Here is a 25,405-nt window from a genome sequence, read left to right as displayed (position 1 = left end):
TTCCGTCGTGTGTAACCGCACGGGCACGGAACGGAGCCCGAGGTGGCAGACTGCTCCGTTCAGGGGTGGAGGTTGACGAGATGGACACCAGGACGGCGAGCGCCGTGGGCGGCGCCGCGCAGGGCGCCAGCGGCTCGATGGTCCGCCGCATCCTGCTCGGATCCCAGCTGCGGCGACTGCGGGAGGCGCGCGGGGTGACCCGGGAGGCCGCGGGCTGGTCGATACGCGCGTCCGAGTCCAAGATCAGCCGCATGGAGCTCGGCCGGGTCGGCTTCAAGACCCGCGACGTCGAAGACCTCCTCACCCTCTACGGCGTGACCGACGCCGGCGACCGCGAACCGCTGCTCGACCTGGCCCGGGACGCCAACAAGGCCGGCTGGTGGCACAGTTACAGCGACGTGCTGCCCGGCTGGTTCCAGACCTACGTCGGACTGGAGAGCGCGGCCTCCGGCATCAACACCTACGAGGTGCAGTACGTCCACGGCCTGCTCCAGACCGAGGAGTACGCCCGCGCCGTCGTCACCAGCGGCCGGAACGGGCTTCCCGCCGACGAGGTCGAACGCCGGGTCGCGCTGCGCATGGAGCGGCAGAGACTGCTGCTCGCCGACGACCCGCCCCGGTTCCTGTGCGTCCTGGACGAGGCCGCTCTGCGGCGGCCGTTCGGCACCCCGGCCGTGATGAACCGGCAGCTCGAACACCTCGCTCAGCTCTCCGAGCGCGACAACGTCACCCTCCGGGTCTTCCCGCTCGGCGCCGGCGCGTACTCGGCGGAGAGCGGCGCCTTCACGCTGCTGCGCTTCCCCGAGTCCGACCTCTCCGACATCGTCTACATCGAGCAGCTGACCAGCGCGCTCTACCTGGACAAGCCGGAGGAGGTCGAGCGCTACGACGGCGTCCTCTCCCGTCTGGTGGAGTACGGCCGCTCCGCCGCGGACACCCGCGACCAGCTGCTCCGTCTCCGCCGCGCGGACTGAGCGGGCCCCGCCCCCTTCGGTCTCCGGGCGGACGCCCCCGCCGCCCGCCGTCCCGCCCCGGCTTCCCGCCCCCTTCGGCGCGCTCCCGCACGCCGCACCCCTTCGAGGACCGGAATCGTCCGCAAGTCTCCGTAGCGTGAGAGGTGACGGGAGAGGGAGGGCCGGCTCCCCGGCTCGCGACCCGCGAGCGGGCGGCGGCCCCGATGAAAGGTGGCGATCATGCCGGTCGTGGTGGAGAACGAGGCCCCGGGCGACGAGCGCGGCGCGCTTCTGGCCTACCTGGAGGCTCAGCGCGGCGGTGTCCGCCGGGCCCTGCACGGGCTGACCGAGGAGCAGGCGCGCAGCGTGCCGTCGGCCAGCGCCCTGTCGGTGCTCGGCGTGCTCAAGCACCTGGCGCACGGCGAGCGCGGCTGGCTGCGGACCATGCGCGGCGAGACGACCGACTACGACGAGGCGAGCAAGGAGTGGGAGGACAGCTTCACGCCGCACGCGGACGAGACGGTCGAGGCGCTGCTGGCCCTCTACGACGAGGTCGCCCGCGAGACGGAGGAGTCCGTCCGCGCGGTCGCGTCCATGGACGCGACCTTCACCGTGCCGCCCGCCCCGTGGGACGCCGGCGGCGACCGGAGCTGGCGATGGGCCCTGCTGCACCTGATCGAGGAGACCGCGCGGCATGCCGGGCACGCGGACGTGATCCGCGAGTCGATCGACGGCAAGGGCGCGTTCGACCTCGTCTTCGAGACCGGCGCGATGCCGGAGCCGGACTGGTCCGCCTTCGAATGAGGCACCGGTCCCGGAGGGCCGTGGGCGGAGGGCCGTGCGCGGAGGGCTGCGCCGTGGGTTCGCGGCCTCCTCGCCCGCGGCCTTCCGCGGCGCGGGGTTTCGTCCGCATCGCGGTGTGATATCCCCGACAGGGGGTTTCACCCGTTTCGGGGTATGCCGGGGTGTGCTGCATGCTGGCCGGGGCGTGCGGAGAGACATCACCTCGACCGGGCGCCCACCCTGGTGCCTCCTGTGACGGACATCGCAGTTTCGGTGTGCCCGTTCCGGGAACGGCGAGGGCCGGAAACGGCGTTCTCCCCCTCGGCGTCCAGGGTGGACGGCGAGGTACCGAAGGAGCAGGAGGACAGTGGCCGGGGAGCCCAGGTGGAACGGCGCCGACGCACAGGCGGAGGACGCGAAGCCGCAGTCGGACGAGGCGCGCAGCGCATTCACCCCGCCGCAGGGGCTGCCCCTGCGGCCGCCCTCCGACAGCGACCATCCCTCCTCCGAGTTCACGATCCCGGAGGGCCTGCGCACCCAGTCGGCGTACGAACCCGGCAGCCACTTCACCCCGCCGGACGGGATCCCGGTCCTCGCCGGGCTCGACCGGCCCGGCCTGCCCTGGCAGGACCGGATGCGCACCATGGTGCGGATGCCGCTGGCCGAGCGGCCGGCGCCGGAGCGCCCGGTGCGCACCGAGGACGGCGAGAGCGGCCCGCCCGTGCCGCGTGTGCTCGACCTGACGCTCCGTATCGGCGAGCTGCTGCTGGCCGGTGGCGAGGGAGCGGAGGACGTCGAGGCGGCGATGTTCGGCGTGGCCCACGCCTTCGGGCTGGACCGCTGCGAGCCCACGGTGACCTTCACCCTGCTGTCCGTCACCCACCAGCCCTCGCTGGTCGACGACCCGGTCACGCTCAGCCGTACGGTGCGGCGCCGCGGCACCGACTACACGCGGCTCGCCGCGGTCTTCGAACTCGTCACCGACATCTCGCACGGCGAGGTGACGCTGGAGGAGGCCTACCGGCGGCTGGCGCGCATCCGCCGCAACCGGCACCCGTACACCAAGGGTGCGCTGACGGTGGCCAGCGGCCTGCTCGCCGGCGCGGCCTCCCTGCTGGTCGGCGGCGGGTGGCTGGTGTTCCTGCTGGCCGCGCTGGGCGCGATGCTGGGCGACCGGTTCGCCTGGTACCTCGCCGGGCGCGGGCTGCCGGAGTTCTACCAGTTCGTGGCCGCGGCGATGCCCCCCGCCGCGATAGGGGTCACGGTGGCGCTGGTGAGTTCCGGGCTGACCGCCGACATCCGGGCGGGGGCGGTGATCACCGGTGGGCTGTTCGCGCTGATCCCCGGCAGGGCCCTGGTGGCGGCCGTGCACGACGGGCTGACCGGCTTCTACATCACCGCCTCCGCACGGCTGCTGGAGGTCGTGTACCTGATCGTCGCGATCGTGTGCGGCGTGCTGATGGTGTTGTACGTGGGCGACGAGCTGGGCGCCCAACTGGACCCGGAGAACCAGCTCCACCTGGAACGTCCGGAGACGCAGCTCGTCGCCGCCATGCTGCTGGCGCTGGCGTTCTGCGTCCTGCTGCAGCAGGAACGTCACACCGTCCTGCTGGCCACCGTCAACGGCGGCATCGCCTGGCTGATCTACGGCACGCTGCACGACCTGGCGGGGCTGAACGCCGTCGCGTCCACGTTCGTCGCCGCCGGACTCGTCGGCCTCTTCGGCCAGCTCGCCTCCCGGTACCGGTTCGCGTCCTCACTGCCGTACATCACGGCGGCGATCGGGCCGCTGCTGCCGGGCAGCGCCACCTACTTCGGTCTGCTGAACGTGGCCCAGGGCAACGTCGGCGCCGGCATGGGGGACATCGCCCGCGCCGTCGCGCTGGCGCTGGCCATCGCCATCGGCGTGAACCTCGGCGGCGAGCTCGCCCGGCTGTTCATCAAGACGCCCGGTGTGGAGACTCCGCTGCCGGGCCGCCGGGCGGCCAAGCGCACCCGCGGATTCTGACCCGCGGTTCAGGCGCGTCTCGGTTCCATCTCCCTTGCCGTATCGGGGCCGTAACGCGCCTCGCGTGGCTACCATGGCGTCTCAGCAGGCGGGGCCTCCGGAGCAGGGGGCACACTGGAGTCGGCATGGCGTCGATCGGCGCGATGGGAGGCCAGCACGGTGAACGGCGGCAGCCGCGCCCGGCGCCTGACCAGTCGTCTGGCCGCACAGGGAGCCGTCTTCGGCAGGGGGTCGGCGGCCCGGCGCTTCCGTGTCCGCCGCACCCTGGCCGCGCAGGACGAGGGGTTCACCACCCGCAGCCGGCTCGGCTGGCTGAACGCCGCCGGCACGCGCATCGGCACCACCCTCGACCTGGAACGCACCGCGCAGGAGCTGGCCGAGTACGTGGTGCCGCGGCTCGCCGACGCCGCTGCCGTGGACCTGCTGGAGTCCGTGCTGCGCGGCGAGGAGGGCGACCACGTCGTCGGCACCGGGGTGCCCGTCACCCGTGCCATGGCGGTGGCGGCCGTGGAGGCGCTGCGCGAGCTGGAACCCTCGCCGGTCGGGGAGATCGTCGACCGCGAGCACCGCCGCGAGACCCTGCTGACCACCCGTTGCCTGGGCGCCCGCGAGTCGGTGATGGTCGCCTCGATGACGGCCGAGGACCTGGAGCGGGTGGCTCCCACGGAGAGCGCGGCGGCGGCGATGCGCCGGCAGGGCGTGCACAGCTACATGGCGGTGCCGCTCATCGCCCGCGGGGTGCTGCTCGGCTCCGCCGACTTCGTACGGGCCGGGGACAGCCCGCCGTTCACCGGCACCGACCTGGCGCTGGCCGAGCAGCTCGCCTCGAAGGCGGCCGTCTACATCGACAACGCCCGCCTGTACGGGCGGGAACGCGAGCACGTCGTCTCCCTCCAGCGAAGCCTGCTGCCGCGGGCGACGCCCAACACCCCCGGCCTGAAGGTCTCCACGGACTACGCGCCCGCGGTCGATGCGCGTGGCGTCGGCGGCGACTGGTACGACGTGGTCGCGCTGCCGAGCGGCCGCACGGCGCTGGTCGTCGGCGACGTGATGGGTCACGGGCTGCCCGCGGCGGCCACCATGGGACGTCTGCGGTCGGTGGCCCGCACGCTGATGACCCTGGACATCGCTCCGGACCGGGTTCTCGCCCGGCTCGACCTCGCCACCCGCGACCTGGAGGACGACCAGGTCGCCACCTGCCTGTGTGCCGTCTACGACCCCGCCGACGCCAGCTACACCCTCGCCAGCGCGGGGCACCCGCCGCCGCTGCTGATCGAGGGCCCGGACGGTGTGCCGCGCTTCCTCGACGTGCCGACCGGTGCCCCGCTCGGTACCGGCGTCATCCCCTACGATCCGCTGCGGCTGCAGAGCGCGCCGGGCAGCCGGCTCCTGCTCTACACCGACGGGCTGATGAAGACGCGCACCGAGGACGTCGACGCGCAGCTCGCCGGTCTGCGCGCGGCCGTGACGGGGATGAGCGAGGAGCAGCTCGCCGACGGCGGGCTGCTCGCCGCGGCGCCGCAGGGCGACGGGCGTTTCGACGAGGCGGTCCTGCTGGTCGCGCAGGGTTGCGGGCCGGCCGCCGGGACGGACCTGCGCACCTGGACGCTGCCCGAGGGCGGCACGGCGGCTTCCACCGCCCGCCGTCTGGTCACCGAGCAGCTCGCCGCGTGGAACCTCGGCGAGCTGGCGGACGTCACGGAGCTCGTGGTCAGCGAACTGGTCGGCAACGCGCTGCGGTACGGCGGCGGGCCGGGGCAGTTGCGCATGCTGCGCAACGAGCGCCTGATGGTCGAGGTGTCGGACACCGGGCCGGACCTGCCACAGATCCAGCACGCGGACGTCAGCGACGAGGGCGGGCGCGGGCTCCAGCTGATCAACATGCTCTGCCGCCGCTGGGGCTCCTGCCGCACCGCTGTCGGGAAGGTCGTCTGGGCGGAGCAGAACATCCCCCGCGGGTAACCGTTTCTCCGTGGTCAAGCAACCGGGCTCGGTGTGTCGCGGGCCGGTCGGGTGGTAGGGCGCGCGAAGGCTCAAGGAGCCCCGTTTTCGCGCCGATTCTCCTCTTGTCGGATCACGAGCTCACGGCTCGTGGCGATTCTCTGAGGAATAGAGGAGAAACCATGCGTAAGTTCCGCTCTGCGGCTGCCGTCGCCGCCCTCGTCGCCGCCCTCGGTACCGCCGGTGCCGGTACCGCCGTCGCGGGTGGCCCGGCCGTCGAGTTCGAGCAGGAGAACGGCGCCGTCTGCAAGCAGTCGGTCAAGCAGGCCTCGAACTCCCTCATAGGGGACATCAACCTCGGCCTGGGCATCGGCGTGCTCGGCGAGGGCGAGGGCGAGGCGGTCTCCGACCGCTCGGTCGAGGTCGAGTGCGAGATCGCCCAGGGCAACGAGGTCGACTGACCTCGGTCCGCGGTCCGGACGGAAGCGCTCCGGGACCGGCGGCCCCGCCTCGTGGGGCGCCGGTACCGGAGCGCTCACCCGTTCCGGGACGGACCCGCGGGGGACACCGGCGACGACGTCGTGGGCGAGGCCGCGGCGAGCGCCGCCCGCGCCGCGGGAAGGGCGCGCTCGCGGTCCGCGGGCACCAGCCCGACGCGCGTACGGCGGTCGAGCACGTCGCCCTCGTCCAGCGCTCCCTCGCACCGCACGGCCCAGGCCAGCTCGGCCTCGGTCACGCCCGCGGCGACCTCCGTCGCCGCCCCGCAGCCGAGCACCTCGGGAGCCTCCGTCCCGTACCGCGCGACGAGCCGCGCGGGAGCGGGCACGCGCGCCAGCGCCGCCGCCGGCCCCGCGCCGACCAGTGGCAGCCGGCCCGTGCGGCAGGGTCCGGCGGCGAGTCCGCCGCCCGCCACCGCCGCGTCCACCGCGTCCTGGGCCATCCGCCGGTAGGTCGTCAGCTTGCCGCCGACGACGGTGACCACGCCGTCCGGCGAGGTGAGCACCGCGTGCTGCCGGGACAGGTCGGCGCTCGACCCGGTGCCGTCGCCGGACTCCAGCAGCGGTCGCAGTCCCGCATACGAGCCGAGTACGTCCTCCCTGGTCAGCCGCGTGTTCAGGGCGCCGCCCACGACGTCCAGGAGGAAGTCGACGTCGCTCTGCGGGACGGTGGGCACGTCGGGCACCGGACCGTCCAGCGGCTCGTCGGTGAGGCCGACGTACACCCGGTCGCCGCCCTCCTGCGGCAGCACCAAGACGAACCGGCTGAGCGCCCCGGGCACCGGGATGGTCAGTGCCGTGCGCAGGCCGCCGAACCGTTCGCCGGACAGCACCAGGTGGCTGCCCCGGCTGGGACGCAGCCGTACGCCCGGCACCAGCCGGTCCGCCCACACCCCGGCCGCGTTCACCACCGCACGCGCGCGGATCTCCAGCCGCTCGCCCGTGAGTTCGTCGCGGAGCACCGCACCCCGGCCGTGCAGCTCCTCCGCCGCACAGCGGGTCAGCACCGCCGCGCCCTCCCGGGCGGCCGTACGCGCCAGGCCGACCACCAGCCGGGCGTCGTCGACCAGTTGGCCGTCGTAGGCGAGCTGCCCGCCGCGCAGCCCGTGGGCCCGGACCGACGGGGCGAGGTCGAGCACCCGTTCGCGCGAGACGCGGCGCGCGCGGGGCAGCACACCGCGCCGCGTACCGGCGGCGACGCGCAGCGCGTCGCCGAGTACGAAGCCGGCCCGGGTCATCGCGGCCTGCGCCGGGCCCACGCTCTCGTGCAGCGGCAGCAGCATCGGCAGCGCCCGTACCAGGTGCGGAGCCGTGCGGGAGATCAGTACGTGCCGCTCGCGCGCGCTCTCGTACGCGATGCCCATCCGGCCCTTGGCGAGGTAGCGCAGCCCGCCGTGCACGAGCTTCGAGCTCCAGCGACTGGTGCCGAAGGCGAGGTCGTGCCGTTCCACCAGCACCGTGCGCAGCCCGCGCGCGGCGGCGTCCAGGGCGATGCCGGTGCCGGTCACCCCGCCGCCGACCACCAGCAGGTCCACCTCGGGACGGTCGGCGAGGCGTTCCAGTTCGCGGGAGCGGCGGGCGGCGTTCAGCGCGGCGGCCTCGCGGGCCTCGCGGACCGCGCCGCGTGCGGCGGCAGCGGCGGACGCGGCCGGTGTCGGAGCGGGTGTCGAGGCCGGTGTCGGGGCGGAAGGGGCTGGGGGCATGGCGCTCAGGCCTCCTCGGGGCGCAGGTAGGAATCCAGCAGGCGGCGCAGTTCCTCGGTGAGCCGGTCCAGCGGCAGTACGTCGTCGACGAGCCGCCAGGACAGGGCGGTCGTCTGGACCTGGAGCATGACCATGCGGGCGAGCGCGTCCGGGTCGCCGGCGCGGACGGTGCCGTCGGCCTGGCCGGCGGTGATCTGTGGCCGGAGCAGTTCCAGCGCGCCGCGCTGGCTGGAGCCGAGCCGCTGGAAGGTGTACGTGACCAGCGCCTCGGGTTCGGTCTCCAGGATCCGCGTCAGCAGCGGGTGTCCGCGCAGCGCCCGCAGCAGCTCGGACGCCTCGCGCACCAGCCGCTCGCGGACGCCGCCGGGCCCGTCGGCCGGGCCGGCCTGCTGCGCGGCGGTCAGCAGCGCCGCATGCATCTCGCGGGTGAGCAGGTCGGCGACGAGCGTGTTGACGTCCCGCCAGCGCCGGTAGACGGTCGGGCGGCTGACGCCCGCCTGCCGCGCCACGTCGGTGAGCGTGATCCGGCGCAGTCCGAACGCGGCGATGCAGTCGTACGCGGCGTCCAGCAGCGACCCGGCCACCGGGTCCTGCGGAGTGTCGTTCTCGTCCTCGTTGCTGATTGACATCACGTGTAAGACTGTAACGCATGACGACTCCCAGCACACCGGTCGGCGAGATGTCCTGGAACGCCTGGGGCGACCCCGACCGCGCCTCCGCCCTCCCCGAGTCCGTACGCGGCCTGGTCGCGTCCGTTCTCGGCGTCGCCCTGCGCGACGCCCCCGCCGTCGAGGAGTCCGCCCTCGCCGTCCCGCACTCCGCCCTGCCCGCTGCCGCCCGCGACGCCCTGGCAGCCGCCGTCGGCCCGGACCACGTCGACCTCTCCGACACCGCCCGCGTTCGGCGCACCGGTGGGAAGAGCACGCCCGACCTGCTGCGCCGCCGGTCCGGGGACGTCGCGGACGCCCCCGACGCCGTCGTCCGGCCGGCCTCGCACGCGCAGGTGCTCGACGTGCTCCGGGCCTGCGCCGAACACCGTGTCGCCGTCGTGCCGTTCGGCGGCGGCACCAGCGTGGTCGGCGGCGTGGAACCGCTGCACCCCGGCTTCGAAGCGGTGATCTCCCTCGACCTCGGCCGGATGAAGGCGCTGCTCGCGGTCGACCCGGTCTCCCGCACCGCCACGCTCCAGCCCGGCCTGCGCACTCCGGAGGCCGAAGAACTGCTCGCCGCCCACGGCCTGACGCTCGGTCACCAGCCGCAGAGCTACGAGTACGCGACCATCGGCGGCTACGCCGCCACCCGCTCCTCCGGCCAGTCCTCGGCCGGGTACGGCCGGTTCGACGCCATGGTGCTGCGCCTGCGCGCCGCCACCCCGCGCGGCACCCTCGACCTCGGCCGCTCGCCCGGCTCCGCCGCCGGACCGGACCTGAAGCAGCTCCTCCTCGGCTCCGAGGGCGCGTTCGGGGTGATCACCGAGGTGACCGTACGGGTGCGGCCGCTGCCCGAAACGCAGCGCGACGAGGCCTGGACGTTCCCGGACTTCGCCACCGGAACGGCTGCGCTGCGCGCCCTCGCCCAGGGCGGGGTGCCGCCCACCCTGGTCCGGCTCTCCGACGAGACCGAGACCTTCGTCAACGCGGCCCTCTCCGGCGAACAGGCGACCGGCGGCTGCCTCGCCGTCGTCGCCCACGAGGGCACCGCCGGCCAGGTCGCCGCCCGCCGCGCGGAGACCGCCGCGGCGCTGGAGGCCGCGGACGGCACCTGCCTGGGGGAGGAGCCCGTCGCGCAGTGGCGGCACAGCCGCTACGCCGGCCCGTACCTGCGCGACGGGCTCCTCGGCGCGGGCGTGCTCGCCGAGACCCTCGAGACGGCCACCACCTGGAACCGGCTGCCGGAACTGCGCGAGGCGGTCACCGGGGCCCTGACCGGCGCGCTCGCCGTGGACGGCACGCCCCCGGTGGTCAACTGCCACATCTCGCACGTCTACCCGGAGGGCGCCTCGCTCTACTTCACGGTCGCCGCGGCCGGGGGCGACGACCCCGCCGGCCGCTGGGAGCGCGCCAAGCGGGCGGCCGGCGACGCGATCGCCGGGCACGGCGGCACCATCACCCACCACCACGCGGTGGGAGCCGATCACCTGCCCTGGATGGCCGACGAGGTCGGTGACCTGGGCGTGGAGGTGTTGCGCGCGGTCAAGCGCACCCTCGACCCGGCGGGCGTCCTCAACCCGGGCAAGCTCATCCCGCCTGCCCCGGCGGCCGTCGCCGAGGCCCCGGCAGGCGACGCGTGAGCGCCACGGGCGCGCGGCGCCGGGTCGCGATGCTGGTCAACCCGGCGGCGGGCGGCAGCCGCGGCACGGACCTGGCGGCGACGGCGGCCCGGCGGCTCCTCGCCCGCGGTGCCGAGGTCGAACTGATCGCCGCGCAGGATGTCGGCGCCGCCCGGGACCAGGCGCGCCGCTGCGTCGCGGACGGCGTGGACGTGCTCGCCGTCGTCGGCGGGGACGGCATGGTCCACCTGGCCCTCCAGGCGCTCGCGGCCGCAGGCTGCGCCCCCGGCCGCGGGACGCCTGCCACGGCCGGGGCGCCCGCCCTGGCCGTGGTGCCGGCCGGTACCGGGAACGACTTCGCTCGGGTCCTGGACATCCCCCGACGGGATGCGGAGGCCGCCGCCGACCTGGTGCTGGACGGCGAGGAACGCACCCTCGACCTGGGCCGCGTCACCGGCGACGGCGGGCCGCCGCGCTGGTTCGGCACCGTGCTGACCAGCGGATTCGACTCGCTCGTCACCGACCGGGCCAACCGGATGCGGCGCCCGCGCGGCCGGATGCGCTACAACCTCGCCATGGTCGCCGAACTGGGCCTGCTGCGGCCCTTGCCGTTCGTCCTCGACGTGGACGGCGCACGGCACGAGCTGGAGGCCACGCTGGTCGCCGTCGGCAACACCACGACGTACGGCGGCGGCATGCGCATCTGCCCGCACGCCGCCCCGGACGACGGGCGCTTCGCGGTCACCGTGGTCCCGGCGGTGGGGCGGGCCGAGCTGCTGCGGGTGTTCCCGCGGGTCTACCGCGGCACCCACACGAGCCACCCGGGGGTGCGGACGTTCACCGGGCGGCGGGTGCGGGTGGAGACGGCGGACATGCAGGCCTACGCGGACGGCGAGCCGCTGGGGGTCCTGCCCCTGGAGGCCGAGGCCGTCTCCGCCGCGGTACGCGTCCTGGTCCCGGCGCACCGACGTCGCGACGCGCATGCGTGAGGGGCCGGGCGCGTCGGCATCCGCCGGCCCGCCCGGCCCCTCACGCACGGGAAGGTCCGGCCGAACGCCGGCCGGACCTCCGCGGGAGACTCAGTGGCCGCCCTGCGCCTCGAGCCGCTTGACCGAGGCCTCGACCTCGGCCTCCGCCTCCGAACGGCCGACCCAGTCGGCGCCCTCGACCGACTTGCCGGGCTCCAGGTCCTTGTAGACCTCGAAGAAGTGCTGGATCTCCAGCCGGTCGAACTCGCTCACGTGGTGGATGTCGCGCAGGTGCTCCATCCGCGGGTCGGACGCCGGCACGCAGAGCAGCTTGTCGTCGCCGCCCGCCTCGTCCGTCATGCGGAACATGCCGATGGCGCGGCACTTGATGAGACACCCCGGGAACGTGGGCTCGTCGAGCAGCACCAGCGCGTCGAGCGGGTCGCCGTCCTCGCCGAGGGTGTGGTCGACGAAGCCGTAGTCGGCCGGGTACACGGTCGAGGTGAAAAGGTGACGGTCCAGCCGGATGCGACCGGTCTCGTGGTCCACCTCGTACTTGTTCCGCGAACCCTTCGGGATCTCGATGACGACGTCGAACTCCAAGGGAGGCTCCTCCGTGATCAACACATGTTCTGGTGATTAAGTGTCCCTCACGCAGGTTCGTGCTCGCGAAAGGGGCTGGTCTTCCGATGCCTGACGACACGGTCCGGGCACGTGCCGCGGTTGTCGCCGGCTCCGCGCGCCGCAGCGTGCGGGGTGTCCCGACGGCGCTCCGGCGGCGGTGGCGGACCGCCCCGCCGCACCAGCGGCAGACCTGGCGGCTGTCCGTGACCTCCGCCGTGGTCGGCCTCGTGGTCGCGTTCACGGCGGTGGCCGTGGCGGGACCGTGGGACTCGGGTCAGCGTACGGCCGAGCGGACGCGTGCGGGCACCTGGCCGGACGACAGTGGCAGGGACCACACCGCCGAGGACCCGGCCCTGCCCGAACCCGCGCCGAGCGCACCGGAGGTGCTGCGGGCCCTCGGCGCCGCGCCCGCCGACGGCGCCGAGGGGGCGGGCGACGACGCGCCGCCGCCCGCGCCCACCCCGACCGCGCTGGCCGACACCCTGGAGCCGCTGCTGGACGACCCGGCGCTCGGCCCGGTCGTCTCCGCCTCCGTCGTCGACGCCCTCACCGGCAAGCAGCTCTTCGGCGAGGGCGCGGCCCGCCCGGTGACGCCCGCCTCGACCGTCAAGATCGCCACGTCCGTCGCGGTGCTCTCCGCGCGCGGTCCCGGCCACCGCATCGAGACGCCCGTCGTCCGGACCGGCGAGGGGCGCATCGTGCTCGTCGGCGGGGGCGACCCGACGCTCACCGGGAAGGACCTCGACGCCCTCGCCGCCGACGTCGCACGACAGCTGAAGCGGGCGGACGACGCGTCCGACGTCCGCCTGGGCTTCGACGTCTCGCTGTACTCCGGGCCCCGCCTGCACCCCCTCGGCCCCAACGACAACCTGGCCCCGGTCGGCCCGCTGATGCTGAACGAGGCGCGGCTCGACGGCAGCGACCACGGCCCCGCCCCCCGCGCCGCGGACCCCGCCGCCGAGGCCGCGCGCACCTTCGCGCAGCGCCTCGACGACCACGGCGTCACGGTCTCCGGCCGGCCCTCGAAGGTCATCGCCGGGGACGACGCGGAACGGATCGCCGTGCACCGGTCCGCGTCCGTCGCCCGGCTGGTGGAGCGGACCCTGACCCACAGCGACAACGACCTCGCCGAGGCCCTGGCGCGGCAGACCGCGCTCGCCGTCGGCGAGCCGGCGAGCTTCGACGGCGCGGGCGAGGCCGTCCGCGCCCGGCTGAAGGACCTGGACCTGCCGGTGCGCGGAGCCCGCTTCGCGGACGGCAGCGGCCTCGACCGCACGGGCAAGGTGACCGCCGGACTCCTCACCGGTCTGCTCGCCCTCGCCGCCGACCCCGGACGGCCCGAGCTGCGCGTCGCCCTCACGGGCCTGCCCGTGGCCCACTTCACGGGCACGCTGCACGGGCGCTACGAGGGCGCGCGGGGCGCCGGCGTCGTCCGGGCGAAGACGGGGACGCTGACCGGGGTGAACACCCTGGCCGGCACGGTCGTGGACGCGGACGGACGGCTGCTGGCCTTCGCGTTCCTGACGACGGGCACGAAGGACCGCTACGGCGCGCAGGCCGCCCTGGACCGCATGGCCTCCGCCCTCGCGAACTGCGGCTGCAGGTAGGCCGCCTGCCGCCAAAGTCCCCGGGCCCTTCGGCCCGGCGCGGTCCCGTCGCGGTCCCGGCGCGGTCCCGTCGCGGTCCCGGCGCGGTCCCGTCACGCCGGAGGGACTCTGCTCCGTCGGCTGCCGCACCGCGCGGCGGGCACGTACCGTGAAGGCATGACGAGCCTCGGTGGTGTGCAGATGGTCGACTGGAACCTCGCGGTCACGACCGCGACCCGGCTCGTGCGACCCGGGCCGGAGATCAGCCGGGAGGAGGCCCGCGCGGTCGTCGCCGAGCTGCGCCGCCACGCCACCGCCTCCGAGGAGCACGTGCGCCGCTTCACCCGCATGCATCCGCCCACCCCGGACGGCGGCCCGGCCGGGAACGGCGACGCGGACGCCCCGGTGCTCGTCGTGGACCGGGCCAGCTGGGTACGGGCCAACGTGGCCGGTTTCCGCGAGCTGCTGGCGCCGCTGCTGGGCCGGATGAGCGAGCGCCGCGCGGGCAGTCCCGGCGGCGCGGTGCTCGGCGCCGTCGGCGGCAAGGTCACCGGCGTCGAGGTGGGCATGCTGCTGTCGTTCCTCGCCTCCCGCGTGCTCGGGCAGTACGAGACGTTCGCACCGGTCTCCCGCGACCTGCCGGGCGCGGCGGACGGCGGCGGCCGGCTGCTGCTCGTCGCCCCGAACATCGTGCACGTGGAACGGGAACTGGAGGTCGCGCCGCACGACTTCCGGCTGTGGGTGTGCCTGCACGAGGAGACGCACCGCACGCAGTTCTCCGCGGTGCCGTGGCTGCGGGACCACGTGCGCGGCGAGATCCAGGCGTTCCTCGCCGAGACGGACATGGACGCGTCCACGCTGCTGGAGCGGCTGCGGGACGCCGTGCAGTCGCTGACCGGCGCCCGCCCGCAGGGTGAGGACGGCGAGGAGAGCGGCGACCGCAGCTTCGTGGAGCTGGTGCAGACCCCGGCCCAGCGCGAGATCCTCGGCCGGCTGACGGCCGTGATGTCGCTGCTGGAGGGCCACGCCGACTACGTGATGGACGGCGTCGGGCCGCAGGTGGTGCCCTCGGTGGTGGAGATCCGGGAGAAGTTCACCAAGCGGCGGGCCAGCGGAGCCGGGCGGCTGGACCAGGCGCTGCGCAAGCTGCTCGGTCTGGACGCGAAGCTGCGCCAGTACCGCGAGGGCGAGCGGTTCGTACGCACCGTCGTCGACGAGGTGGGCATGGAGGGCTTCAACAAGGTGTGGACGTCGCCCAACACGCTGCCGACCAAGGCGGAGATCGCCGACCCGGCCGGCTGGGTCGCGCGCGTGCACCGTAAGGGCGAGTGAGCCCTGGGGGGCGGCCGGCCGGGGCCGCCCGCGCCACGTAATCACCCGTCCGAGGGACCGTCCGCGCGGGGTCGGCGTGCGATGCTCGGGGAACGCAACTCGTCTCTGTCACCATCGACACACGCACCGTGATCGGAGCGGGTGTCGTATCGGCTCGCATCGGCGCGATCAGACTCCTTCGAGGAAGTGAATCGGACATGGGTCCCCATCCCGCGGTCGCCGCAATACGCCTGGCGGTCCGCCGCGTTCTCCACGACGTCCTCCGGGACGCCACCCGGGGCCGGGCGGCCCCGGCCGGCCCGCACCTCCGCGACGGCGGGGCCGAGCCGCCGCTCGCTCTCGTCGCCTGCTCCGGCGGCGCCGACTCCATGGCGCTCGCCTCCGCCGTCGCCTTCGAGGCGCCCCGCCTGGGCCTCCGGGCCGGCGCCGTGACCGTCGACCACGGCCTCCAGCCCGGCTCCGCCGGGCGCGCCGCCGAGGTCGTCTCCCGCCTCTCCTGTCTCGGGCTGGGCCCCGTCGACTCCCTGGCCGTGACCGTCGGCCGCGAGGGCGGCCCCGAGGCCGCCGCCCGCGACGCCCGGTACGCCGCGCTCGACGCCGCCGCCGAACGTCACGGCGCCGCGGTCGTCCTCCTCGGCCACACCCGCGACGACCAGGCCGAGACCGTGCTGCTCGGCCTCGCCCGCGGCTCCGGCACCCGCTCGCTGTCCGGGATGGCCGCCGTCTCCGGGCCCGGTAACCGCTACCGCCGGCCGTTCCTGGCGCTGGACCGGCAGACCACCCGCAAGGCCTGCCTGGAGCAGTCCCTGCCGGTCTGGGACGACCCGCACAACGCCGACCCCGCCTTCACCCGCTCCCGGGTGCGGCACGAGGCGCTGCCCAGTCTGGAGAAGGCCCTGGGCCGCGGCGTGGTCGAGGCCCTGGCCCGCACGGCCCGCCTGTCCCGCGACGACGCCGACGCCCTCGACGCCTGGACCGACGAGGCGGAACGGTCCTCCCGGGCCGACGACGGCGCTCCCGGCGAGCTGGACGTCGGCCGGCTCCACGCCCTGCCGCCCGCCGTGCGCCGCCGGGTGCTGCGCCGTACGGCGGTCGCGGCCGGTGCGCCGGCCGGGTCGCTGTTCGCCCGGCACATCGAGGAGGTGGACCGGCTCATCACCGCCTGGCGGGGTCAGCGGGCCATCAATCTGCCGGGCCGGGTCGAGGCGCGCAGGCAGGGTGGCAGACTGGTCATCCGGCAGAGCTGAGCCGAGCCGGGGCGCGGCCGCGCGTGGCGGTGCGGACGGCGGCCGGCGTACCGACATCGAGCGAGAGCGGCTACCGGGTGGACGAGAAGGACATGGGCACCGACCTGAAGAAGGTGCTCATCACCAAGGAAGAGATCGACGCGAAGCTGGCCGGCCTGGCCGAGCAGATCGACGCCGAGTACGCGGGCAGGGAACTGCTCCTGGTCGGCGTGCTCAAGGGCGCGGTGATGGTGATGGCCGACCTGGCCCGAGCCGTGCGCACGCCCGCCACCATGGACTGGATGGCGGTGTCGTCCTACGGCGCCGGAACGCAGTCCTCCGGGGTGGTGCGCATCCTGAAGGACCTGGACACCGACATCCAGGACAAGCACGTGCTGATCGTCGAGGACATCATCGACTCCGGCCTGACGCTCTCCTGGCTGCTGTCGAACCTGGGCTCGCGCGGCCCGGCCTCGCTGGAGGTCTGCACCCTGCTGCGCAAGCCGGACGCCGCCAAGGTGGCGATCGACGTCAGGTGGGTCGGCTTCGACATCCCGAACGAGTTCGTCGTCGGCTACGGTCTCGACTACGCGGAGAAGTACCGGAACCTGCCGTTCGTCGGCACTCTGGCCCCGCACGTCTACGGCGGCTGACCCGTCCGGGGGCCGTACGGGAACGTACGGCCGTCCCCTACCGTTGGTGAGGGGAGGGCATACGGTTGCCCGTCTGCGGCGGCACCTCGCGTCGATGCTGAGGTACCGTCCGAACGTCAGGCTATTTCAACTCACTGTGGCAGGAGGGACGGGGCGCGAGCCGCTCCGTGTGGATGGACGTGAAGAGATACTTCCGCGGGCCGGTCATGTGGATCGTGCTGGCCGTCCTCGCCGTAGTCGTGTTGATGCAGTTCGTCAGCTCGTCCGGCGGCTACAAGACGGTGGACACGGGCCAGATCGTCAAGGCCATCAGCGACCAGCGGGTCGCCTCGGCCGAGATCACGACCGGCGACGAACAGATCGTCAAGATCGACCTCAAGGGCGACCAGAAGATCGAGGGCGCCAACAAGGTCAAGGCCAGCTACATCGACGACCAGGGCGTCGACCTGCAGAAGCAGCTCCAGGCGCAGTACCAGAGCGGCGACCTGCGGGACGGCTACACCGTCGCGCCGACCGAGCAGAACATGTTCGTCGGGTTCCTGCTGTCGGTGCTGCCGTTCCTGCTGATCATCGTCGTCTTCCTGTTCCTGATGAACCAGATGCAGGGCGGCGGCTCCCGGGTGATGCAGTTCGGGAAGTCGAAGGCGAAGCTGATCACCAAGGACACGCCCAAGACGACCTTCGTGGACGTCGCGGGCGCGGACGAGGCGTGCGAGGAGCTCCAGGAGATCAAGGAGTTCCTCCAGGAGCCCGCCAAGTTCCAGGCGGTCGGTGCCAAGATCCCGAAGGGCGTCCTGCTGTACGGCCCGCCCGGCACCGGTAAGACGCTGCTGGCGCGCGCCGTGGCCGGCGAGGCCGGAGTGCCGTTCTACTCGATCTCCGGTTCCGACTTCGTCGAGATGTTCGTCGGCGTCGGCGCCTCCCGGGTCCGCGACCTGTTCGAGCAGGCCAAGCAGAACGCCCCGGCCATCGTCTTCGTCGACGAGATCGACGCCGTCGGCCGCCACCGCGGCGCCGGCATGGGCGGCGGTCACGACGAGCGCGAGCAGACCCTGAACCAGCTGCTCGTCGAGATGGACGGCTTCGACGTCAAGGGTGGCGTCATCCTCATCGCCGCCACCAACCGGCCGGACATCCTGGACCCGGCGCTGCTGCGCCCCGGCCGCTTCGACCGCCAGGTCGCGGTGGACCGTCCGGACATGCAGGGCCGGCTGGAGATCCTCAAGGTGCACCAGAAGGGCAAGCCGGTCGCCCCGGACGTCGACCTCGGCGCCGTGGCCCGCCGTACGCCCGGCTTCACCGGTGCGGACCTGAGCAACGTCCTCAACGAGGCCGCGCTGCTCACCGCCCGCAGCGACCGGAAGCTGATCGACAACCACTTCCTGGACGAGGCGATCGACCGCGTCGTGGCCGGACCGCAGAAGCGGACCCGGATCATGAGCGACAAGGAGAAGAAGATCACCGCGTACCACGAGGGCGGACACGCCCTGGTCGCGGCGGCCTCACCCAACTCCGACCCCGTCCACAAGATCACGATCCTCTCCAGAGGCCGCGCCCTGGGCTACACCATGGTCCTGCCGGACGAGGACAAGTACTCGACCACGCGCAACGAGATGCTCGACCAGCTGGCGTACATGCTGGGCGGGCGCGCGGCCGAGGAACTCGTCTTCCACGACCCGACCACGGGCGCGGCCAACGACATCGAGAAGGCGACCGCGACCGCCCGCGCGATGGTCACGCAGTACGGCATGACCGAGCGGCTCGGCGCGATCAAGTTCGGCTCCGACAACTCCGAGCCCTTCCTGGGCAAGGAGATGGCCCACCAGCGCGACTACTCCGAGGAGGTCGCCGGGCTGGTGGACGAGGAGGTCAAGAAGCTGATCGAGACGGCGCACAACGAGGCCTGGGAGATCCTGGTCGAGAACCGGGACGTCCTGGACAACCTCGTGCTGGCGCTGCTGGAGAAGGAGACGCTCAACAAGGAGGAGATCGCCGAGGTCTTCGCCCCCATCGTGAAGCGCCCGGCCCGCCCGGCGTGGACCGGCTCCACCCGCCGCACGCCGTCGACCCGGCCCCCGGTCTCCGTGCCGGCCGCCGTGTCCGCCAACGGCGAGCACCCGGTGCTGGAGAAGGGCAAGGACATCGGCCCGACCGACTCCGTCGAGCTCCTGGAGGACCCCCGCAAGGAGTCCTGACCCGCCCGGAATGCGGAGCCGCGCCCCCAGGGTTCTACCCTGCAGGGGGCGCGGCTTTCTGCTGCACTGGCACGAGAAACGAGGCACACATGACCGATCCGGTGACGCTGGACGGCGAGGGCACCATCGGAAAGTTCGACGAGAAGCGGGCCCAGGACGCCATCCGGGAGCTCCTCATCGCCGTCGGCGAGGACCCCGACCGGGAGGGCCTGCGGGAGACCCCGGCCCGGGTCGCGCGTGCGTACCGCGAGATATTCGCCGGTCTCTGGCAGGAGCCCGAGGACGTCCTGACCACCACCTTCGACCTCGGCCACGACGAGATGGTGCTGGTCAAGGACATCGAGGTGCTCAGCTCCTGCGAGCACCACCTGGTCCCCTTCGTGGGCTTCGCCCACGTCGGCTACATCCCGTCCGCCAGCGGCAAGATCACCGGCCTGTCCAAGCTGGCCCGCCTGGTCGACGTCTACGCCCGCCGCCCCCAGGTGCAGGAGCGGCTCACCACGCAGGTCGCCGACTCCCTGATGGAGATCCTCGAACCGCGCGGCGTCATCGTCGTGATCGAGTGCGAGCACATGTGCATGACCATGCGCGGGGTGCGCAAGCCCGGCGCGAAGACCCTCACCTCCGCCGTTCGCGGCCAGCTCCGCGACCCCGCCACCCGCTCCGAGGCCATGAGCCTCATCATGGCCCGCTGAGGCCCGCTCCCCGCAGGCTCAGGCCCCCAGCCGCACCGGCAACGCGTACAGCTCGTTCTGCGTCACCGTCGGCTTGTTCCGCAGCTCCGTCGCCGGCACGGCCAGCTCCAGCCCGGGGAACCGCTCGAACAGCGCGGGCAGCGCGATCCGCGCCTCCAGCCGCGACAGCCCCGCCCCCGGGCACACGTGCGGCCCGTGCCCGAACGACAGGTGCCGGTTCGGGGACCGCGTGACGTCGAAGCGGTCGGCGTCCTCCCCGTGCTGCTCCGTGTCGTGCCCGATCGCCCCGTACGACATGATCACCGCGTCGCCCTGCGGGATCACCGTGTCCCCGACGGCCACGTCCTCGGTGGCGAACCGGATCAGCACGTGCGAGGTGGGCGCCGACCAGCGCAGCGTCTCCTCGATGACCTCGTCCCAGCCGACCCGGCCGTCCCGCACCATGGCCAGCTGCTCCGGGTGCGTGAGCAGCGCCACCACCGCGCTCACGATGAGGCTGATGGTGGTCTCGTGCCCGGCGGTGACCATCACCTGCAGCGTGGAGACGATCTCCGCCTCGCTGAGCCGGTCACCGTCCTCGCCCGCCGCGATCAGCGCGCTCGTGAGGTCGTCGCCCGGCGCCTCCCGCTTGCGGTGCACCACGCCGGTGTAGAACGTGCGCAGCTCGCCGATGACCTGCTGCACCAGTTCCGGCCGGGTGAGGCTGGAGAAGAAGCTGTCGTACAGCTCCAGCAGCCGCGGGTGGTCGGCGTCGTCGATGCCCATCAGGTCGCTGATCACGGCCATCGGCAGCCGGTACGCGAAGGACTCCTTCAGGTCGACGTGCCCCTCCGCGTCGGCCCGGTCGCCGGCACGGTCGAGCAGCCCCGCCGTGATCTCCTCGATCCGCGGCCGCAGCTCCTCCACCCGGCGGGGGGTGAGCGCCTGCGCGACCAGCGTGCGCAGGCGCCGGTGGTCGGCGCCGTCGAAGGTCAGCATGCTCGGCCCGGGCGCGGCCAGCCCGATCAACGGCCAGGTCTTGGGGATCTCCCCGCGCTGCCAGGCCGCCCAGTGCGCGATGTTCTTCACCAGCCGCGCATCGGTGAGCAGGCGCCGGGCCTCGGCGTGGTGCGTCACCGCCCACACCGGCACCCCGCCGGGCAGCTCCACGGCGGCGACCGGGCCGGCGTCGCGCAGGGCCGCCGTCTCGGCGGCCAGGTTCCGTACGAGCGGGTCGATGGCGATACGGCCGCCCGCGTCGCCCCCGCCGCCGGAACCCGCCGCGCTCTGCCCCGTGGCCGTCGTCTGCGGCGTCTGTCCGGGTCCGGTCACCGTGAGCCTCCAGCGATGTGCGTAGGGGTGAAGTGGACGGGCAGGCTGACCAGCCCGCGCAGCCAGGGCGACGGCCGCCACACCAGGTCGTGCTCCGCGACCGCGAGATCGACGTCGGGCAGCCGGTCGAGCAGCACCTCGATGCCCTTGCGGGCGATGGTCTCCGCGATCTCCTGGGCCGGGTAGGGGCAGCGGTGCTCGCCGTGGCCGAAGGAGAAGAAGGCGTTGTTGCCCCCGGTCAGCGCGTGCTGGTCGGGCCGCACCTGCGGGTCGCCGTTGGCGGCGGCGAAGCTGAGCACCAGCAGGTCGCCGGACCGGATGCGGGTGCCGGCCAGGCGTGTGTCGCGGGTGGCCCACCGGCCGGCGATGTTCTGGGTGGGGGTGTCCTCCCACAGCACCTCGTTCATCGCCTCGGCGACGCTGTGCCTGCCGCCGGTCAGCGAGGCGGCGAACCGGTCGTCGGTGAGCATCAGGCGCAGCGAGTTGCCGATCCAGTCGGCGGTCGGCTGGTGCCCGGCGGTCATGATGACCCGCATGTCCTGCACCAGCTCGTCGAGCGTGAACTCTCCGGCGTTCGGGTGCGCCAGCATCCGCCCCGCGACGTCCGCGGGCGGCCCCGCCGCATCGGGCACCGCGCGGCGCGACTCCAGGAGCCCCTGCATCGCCGCTGTGGCGTGCCGGGCGCCCGCGATGGCGTCGGCGCCGCCGTTGACCAGGGCGTTCACCGCGTGCGCCAGGTCCTTGCCGTCCGCGTCCGGGAAGCCGTAGAGGCGGGCGAGGACCAGGGCGGGCAGCATCTTGGCGTAGTCGGCGGCCAGGTCGGCGCCGCCCCTGCCGCAGAAGGTGTCGATGAGGTCGTCGGCGAAGCGTTCCACGTGGTCGCGCAGCTCGAACGGGTCCACGCCGGCGAGGGCGTCGCCGAGCACGGCCGAGCGCCGCCGGTGCCGCTCGCCGACGGTGTAGAGGATGGACGGCTGCTTGCCGACCATGGGCAGCATCGGCCAGTTCTCCGGGATGCGGTCCCACATGTTCCACAGCGCGGAGTCGCGGCTGAACAGCACCGGATCGGAGGTGACCTGGTGCACCTCGCGGTAGCCGAGCACCAGCCAGGCGGGAACGCCGCCGGGCAGCTCGATCGGCGCCACCGGGCCGTGATCGCGCCGCAGTTCGCGGTAGAACCGCGCCGGTCCGGCCAGGAACCGGTCGCCGCCCAGCGGCACCGGGCAGCCCGCGGCCTGCGCCTGCCCCGGGGCCTGCGTGGGTACGGTCGGGCCGTTCATCGGGCGATCTCCTCCTCGGCGCCGTTCTGCGCGTAGTGCGCGGTCGCCAGGGCGTGCAGGTGGTTCACCAGGGTGAGCAGCACGTCCTTGCTGGACTCGCGGGAGCGGGCGTCGCAGTCGATCAGCGGCACGTCCGGGGAGAGGTCCAGCGCCTCGCGGATCTGGTCGTGCGTGTGGTGCGGGCCCCCGAAGTCGTTGTGCGCCACGATGAAGGGGGTGCCGTGGTGCTCCAGCCTGTCGATGGAGTACCAGGAGTCCGCGAGCCGCCGCGTGTCGACCAGCACGACCGCGCCGAGCGTGCCTGAGAACAGCCGGTCCCACAGGAACCAGAAACGTTCCTGTCCGGGAGCGCCGAACAGGTACAGCACGGTCTGCTCGTCGATGCCGATCCGGCCGAAGTCGAACGCGATGGTCGTGGTGGTCTTCCCGGCCACCGCGCTCGGGTCGTCGACGCCCTCGCCGGCTCGCGTCATCGTCTCCTCGGTGTTCAGCGGACGGATGTCGCTGACCGAGCGGACCATGGTCGTCTTGCCGACTCCGAAGCCGCCCACGATCACGATCTTGAGACCGTTCTCCGCGCTGTCGCGCAGCGGCGGGCGCCAGGCCCGCGCCGGCACCTCGGGGAGCTCCGGCGGGACACCGCGGTCGGAAGCGCCCCCCTGCGGGGACGCACCGGAGAAGCGGGAGGTCGGGTCAGAGGTTGCGGAGGCCAACGAGCACCTGCTTCAGAAGTTCGGGGTCGGGCATGCGGTCCGTCGCCGCGGCGGCCGTACGGGGGTGGCGGGCCGTGATCCGGCCCGCGGCCAGCAGGTCTCCGAGCAGGATGCGGACGATGCCCACCGGGAGGCCGAGGTCCGCCGCCACCTCCACCACCGCCGTCGGGTGGCGGCAGATCCGCAGGATCGCGGCGTGCTCGGACTGCATCGCCGGGGTGGGGTCGCACTCGGCGACGACCAGGGTCACCAGGTCGAAGGTGAGGGTGTCCGAAGCGTCCGACCGGCTGCGGCCGCCGGTGACGGTGTACAGCCGGTCAGGATCGTCGTCCCGTCCCGGGCGCATCAGGCGGCGCCGCGGTCCGTGCGGTCGCCCCGGGCGTCGTCCCCGTCGCCGCTCTCGCGGGGCGGGGCGCTGAGGTGCTCGCCGATCTGCTCGACGAGCTCGTTCATGTTGTGCCCGACCAGGCCGACGTCCGCGTCCTCACCCGCCACGACCGCCAGGTGCGCGCCCTCGCCCGCTTCCACGACGAACAGGATGCCGCCGTAGAACTCCGTCATCGCCTGCCGAACGCCGCCCGTGCCGTCGCCGAACTCCACGGAGGCGCCGTGCGACAGGCTCTGGATGCCCGCGGCGATGGCCGCGAGCTGGTCCGCCTGGTCCACGGACAGCTCCGGCGAGCGGCACAGCTTCAGTCCGTCGCGGGACAGCACCAGCCCGTGGCGCGCCCCGGGCGTCCGCTCCAGCAGGTTCTCCAGCAACCAGTCCAGCTTGCCGTCGGTCATCATTCCGGGCGTTCCTCCGCGCGCGAATCGGAAAGGGTGGGCGAGGCGGCGGCTTCGGTGGCCGCCTCGGTGGTCGCCGGGCCGTGGCCGGGCGGTGCGCCGGGGCCCGTGGTGGCGGGCGCCGGAGCGTCGCCACGGCCGGCGGAAGCCTCGCCGCGCACGGCCGGAGCGGGGTCCGTGCCCGCCGCGGGGGTGTCGCCGCGCACGGCCCGCCGGAAGGCGCCGAGCCGCGAACCGGCGTCGGCGGCGGTGCGCGGGCGGCGCGGGCGTTCTGTGGCGGCGGTCTCGGCCGCCCGTCGCGCCGCGGCGAGCGTACGGCCGCGTCGGCGCCGGGGCAGCCCGCTCTCGCCGTACTGCACCGTCTCGTCGCCGGGAGGCTCGTCGGCCACGCGCCGGTGCTCCCGGCCCTCCGTCGCCTCGGCGGTGTCCGCCTGGCGGCCGGAGTGGTCCGGGGTCCCGGGGTAGCGGGGGATCACCATGGTGGCGTCGTCCGTGGCGGGCTCCGCGGTGGCGCCCGGGCCCGCGGTGAGGCCTGCGCCCGCGCCCGCCCCGGCGGCTGCGGGGGCCGCCGTGCCGACGCCGGCCTCCGTACGGGCGCGGTCGGGTGCGGGCGGGACGTCCCCCATCCGGCCACCCTGCCGGGCGGCGGGGTGGGGGAGTCCGCGGCCGTGGGTCTCGCCGGACGACGGCGTGCTCTCGGTGACCAGCTCCTGCGGAATGCGCAGCAGCACGCCCGTACCGCCGTGGGCGGAGGGCCGGAAGGAGACGGCCAGACCGTGCTTGTGCGCCAGGCGTCCGACGACGGAGAGGCCGAGACGGGTCCCGGGCAGGGCGCTCAGATCGCGCGCCGAACGCGGCTCCACCGCTTCCTGGGCGCGGCGCAGCGCGACCTCGCCCATCACCAGGCCGCCGTCCTCGACGGTCACCACGACCCCGGCCGACACCTGCTCCACGTACACGTGGACCTCGGCCGTGGGCGGGGAGAAGTTCGCCGCGTTGTCCATGAGTTCGGCGAGGGCGTGCATGACGCCCTCGGCCGCGTGTCCGGCGACCGCGACGGTGGACGTCGAGTGCAGCCGCACCCGCTGGTAGCCCTGGATACGGCCCATCGCGCCGCGCAGGATGCTCTCCATCCGGATGGGCTTGGCCCAGCGGCGTCCCGAACGGGCTCCGGTGAGCACGGCGATGCTGTCCGCCAGCCGCCCGGTCTGCGCGGTGCGGTGGTCCAGGTGCAGCAGGTCGCCGAGCACGTCCGGGTCGGAGTGCCGGTGTTCCATCTCCCGCAGGTCGGCGGCCATGGACGTGGTCAGCGCCTGGACGCGGCCTGCCGCGTTGGCGCACGCGGCCATCGCGGCGGCCCGGCGGCTCTCGCCGCGGTGCACCTCGGTGGCCAGGGTGCCCAGCACGCGGCGCTGCGCGTCGTCCTCGACGCGTCCGGCCGCGGCGAGCGCGGTCTCCGCGGAGGCGCCCTCGCGCAGCCGGCGCACCACCCCGGGCACGGTCATGTCGGCGAAACGTTCGGTGGCGGCGCGGTGTTCGGCGGCGTCGGCGTCCCGTGCGGCCAGCTCGCCGCGCAGGCGGCGGGCGGTCAGCCGCTGGTACGCGGCCACGGCGACGCAGACGCACAGCAGCAGCGCGCCGGCGCCGGACGCCCAGGCGATCTCGGGGCGTAGCGACGTCGGAGCCAGGTACACCGCGAGCAGGCAGGCGGGCGAGGTCACCGTCACCGCGATCAGCAGGGCGAGCGCGGTCCCCGTCGCCGTGCCGGCAGCCGCGGACGGACTGTTCCGCCGGGGGGCGTTTTCGGTCGTCATCTCTTCTGGTCCTCGGGACTGGTCAGGTCCGGACAGCGTGACCGTGATCAATAGAGGACCAATATAGA

General features: G+C 74.0%; 22 protein-coding genes. 13 read left to right on the top strand and 9 right to left on the bottom strand.

The window, feature by feature from the left end; genetic code table 11:
* Nucleotides 1-80: 80 nt before the first annotated feature.
* The 5 genes from K304_RS0113160 to K304_RS28805 all read left to right on the top strand — a co-directional run bounded on the left by K304_RS0113160 (nt 81) and on the right by K304_RS28805 (nt 6,146).
* Nucleotides 81-974 (top strand): helix-turn-helix domain-containing protein, encoded by an 894-nt coding sequence (locus K304_RS0113160; protein ID WP_051308407.1) that lies wholly within the window; start codon nt 81-83, stop codon nt 972-974.
* A gap of 219 nt (nt 975-1,193) precedes the next feature.
* Nucleotides 1,194-1,757 (top strand): DinB family protein, encoded by a 564-nt coding sequence (locus K304_RS0113155; RefSeq protein WP_027764137.1) that lies wholly within the window; start codon nt 1,194-1,196, stop codon nt 1,755-1,757.
* 346 nt (nt 1,758-2,103) lie between these two features.
* Nucleotides 2,104-3,744, top strand: a complete 1,641-nt coding sequence (locus K304_RS0113150; RefSeq protein ID WP_027764136.1) for a threonine/serine exporter family protein — start codon at nt 2,104-2,106, stop codon at nt 3,742-3,744.
* 159 nt (nt 3,745-3,903) lie between these two features.
* Nucleotides 3,904-5,706 (top strand): SpoIIE family protein phosphatase, encoded by a 1,803-nt coding sequence (locus K304_RS0113145; RefSeq protein ID WP_027764135.1) that lies wholly within the window; start codon nt 3,904-3,906, stop codon nt 5,704-5,706.
* 161 nt (nt 5,707-5,867) lie between these two features.
* Nucleotides 5,868-6,146, top strand: coding sequence for a hypothetical protein (locus K304_RS28805; protein ID WP_051308405.1), 279 nt, complete (start codon nt 5,868-5,870; stop codon nt 6,144-6,146).
* A gap of 74 nt (nt 6,147-6,220) precedes the next feature.
* Here the strand turns inward: K304_RS28805 and K304_RS28800 are convergent, their stop codons facing one another.
* Together K304_RS28800 and K304_RS0113130 are read right to left on the bottom strand one after the other, a co-directional pair.
* On the bottom strand, nt 6,221-7,885 hold the full coding sequence (locus tag K304_RS28800) for a glycerol-3-phosphate dehydrogenase/oxidase (RefSeq protein ID WP_078529027.1): 1,665 nt from the start codon (nt 7,883-7,885) through the stop codon (nt 6,221-6,223).
* A gap of 5 nt (nt 7,886-7,890) precedes the next feature.
* Complete coding sequence (locus K304_RS0113130; RefSeq protein ID WP_051308404.1) at nt 7,891-8,514, bottom strand: TetR/AcrR family transcriptional regulator; 624 nt, start codon at nt 8,512-8,514, stop codon at nt 7,891-7,893.
* A 20-nt stretch (nt 8,515-8,534) separates the two neighbouring features.
* Between K304_RS0113130 and K304_RS28795 the strand changes: the two genes are divergently transcribed.
* Both K304_RS28795 and K304_RS0113120 read left to right on the top strand, forming a co-directional pair.
* Nucleotides 8,535-10,175, top strand: coding sequence for an FAD-binding oxidoreductase (locus tag K304_RS28795; RefSeq protein ID WP_051308403.1), 1,641 nt, complete (start codon nt 8,535-8,537; stop codon nt 10,173-10,175).
* Complete coding sequence (locus tag K304_RS0113120) at nt 10,172-11,143, top strand: diacylglycerol kinase (RefSeq protein ID WP_027764133.1); 972 nt, start codon at nt 10,172-10,174, stop codon at nt 11,141-11,143. Before K304_RS28795 ends, K304_RS0113120 begins: the two co-directional genes overlap by 4 nt.
* Nucleotides 11,144-11,233: 90 nt before the next feature.
* On the opposite strand, the gene K304_RS0113115 is transcribed toward K304_RS0113120, so the two are convergent.
* Nucleotides 11,234-11,725, bottom strand: coding sequence for an inorganic diphosphatase (locus K304_RS0113115; RefSeq protein ID WP_027764132.1), 492 nt, complete (start codon nt 11,723-11,725; stop codon nt 11,234-11,236).
* A gap of 86 nt (nt 11,726-11,811) precedes the next feature.
* On the opposite strand from K304_RS0113115, the gene dacB reads away from it, so the two are divergent.
* The 6 genes from dacB to folE all read left to right on the top strand — a co-directional run bounded on the left by dacB (nt 11,812) and on the right by folE (nt 19,433).
* Nucleotides 11,812-13,353, top strand: a complete 1,542-nt coding sequence (dacB, locus tag K304_RS0113110; RefSeq protein WP_027764131.1) for a D-alanyl-D-alanine carboxypeptidase/D-alanyl-D-alanine endopeptidase — start codon at nt 11,812-11,814, stop codon at nt 13,351-13,353.
* Between the two features lie 156 nt (nt 13,354-13,509).
* Nucleotides 13,510-14,664: a zinc-dependent metalloprotease gene (locus K304_RS0113105; protein ID WP_078529025.1), complete on the top strand. Its 1,155-nt coding sequence runs from the start codon at nt 13,510-13,512 to the stop codon at nt 14,662-14,664.
* A 197-nt stretch (nt 14,665-14,861) separates the two neighbouring features.
* Nucleotides 14,862-15,911, top strand: coding sequence for a tRNA lysidine(34) synthetase TilS (tilS, locus tag K304_RS0113100; RefSeq protein ID WP_027764129.1), 1,050 nt, complete (start codon nt 14,862-14,864; stop codon nt 15,909-15,911).
* 92 nt (nt 15,912-16,003) lie between these two features.
* Nucleotides 16,004-16,543: a hypoxanthine phosphoribosyltransferase gene (gene hpt, locus K304_RS0113095; protein ID WP_037790289.1), complete on the top strand. Its 540-nt coding sequence runs from the start codon at nt 16,004-16,006 to the stop codon at nt 16,541-16,543.
* Between the two features lie 173 nt (nt 16,544-16,716).
* Nucleotides 16,717-18,738 (top strand): ATP-dependent zinc metalloprotease FtsH, encoded by a 2,022-nt coding sequence (gene ftsH / locus K304_RS0113090; RefSeq protein WP_027764127.1) that lies wholly within the window; start codon nt 16,717-16,719, stop codon nt 18,736-18,738.
* An 89-nt stretch (nt 18,739-18,827) separates the two neighbouring features.
* Nucleotides 18,828-19,433 carry a GTP cyclohydrolase I FolE gene (folE, locus tag K304_RS0113085; protein WP_027764126.1) on the top strand — a complete coding sequence of 202 codons (606 nt, stop codon included), beginning with the start codon at nt 18,828-18,830 and terminating at the stop codon, nt 19,431-19,433.
* Nucleotides 19,434-19,451: 18 nt separating this feature from the next.
* Here the strand turns inward: folE and K304_RS0113080 are convergent, their stop codons facing one another.
* From K304_RS0113080 to K304_RS28785, 6 genes are all read right to left on the bottom strand, one after another.
* Entirely contained in the window at nt 19,452-20,657 is a 1,206-nt protein-coding gene (locus K304_RS0113080; RefSeq protein ID WP_027764125.1) for a cytochrome P450, read from the bottom strand.
* An 83-nt stretch (nt 20,658-20,740) separates the two neighbouring features.
* A complete protein-coding gene (locus tag K304_RS0113075) occupies nt 20,741-22,024 on the bottom strand; it encodes a cytochrome P450 (RefSeq protein WP_051308402.1) in 1,284 nt (427 codons plus the stop codon).
* Nucleotides 22,021-22,641, bottom strand: coding sequence for an ATP/GTP-binding protein (locus K304_RS28790; RefSeq protein ID WP_051308401.1), 621 nt, complete (start codon nt 22,639-22,641; stop codon nt 22,021-22,023). Before K304_RS28790 ends, K304_RS0113075 begins: the two co-directional genes overlap by 4 nt.
* Nucleotides 22,642-22,717: 76 nt before the next feature.
* Nucleotides 22,718-23,083 (bottom strand): DUF742 domain-containing protein, encoded by a 366-nt coding sequence (locus tag K304_RS0113065; RefSeq protein WP_199779605.1) that lies wholly within the window; start codon nt 23,081-23,083, stop codon nt 22,718-22,720.
* A complete protein-coding gene (locus tag K304_RS0113060; protein ID WP_027764122.1) occupies nt 23,083-23,526 on the bottom strand; it encodes a roadblock/LC7 domain-containing protein in 444 nt (147 codons plus the stop codon). The genes K304_RS0113065 and K304_RS0113060 overlap by 1 nt, the downstream gene beginning before the upstream one ends.
* Nucleotides 23,523-25,337 carry an ATP-binding protein gene (locus tag K304_RS28785; RefSeq protein WP_078529019.1) on the bottom strand — a complete coding sequence of 605 codons (1,815 nt, stop codon included), beginning with the start codon at nt 25,335-25,337 and terminating at the stop codon, nt 23,523-23,525. Before K304_RS28785 ends, K304_RS0113060 begins: the two co-directional genes overlap by 4 nt.
* Between the last annotated feature and the right edge of the window lie 68 nt (nt 25,338-25,405).

The organism is Streptomyces sp. CNS606 (genome assembly GCF_000426325.1).
This window is presented reverse-complemented; position numbering and strand designations above follow the sequence as displayed.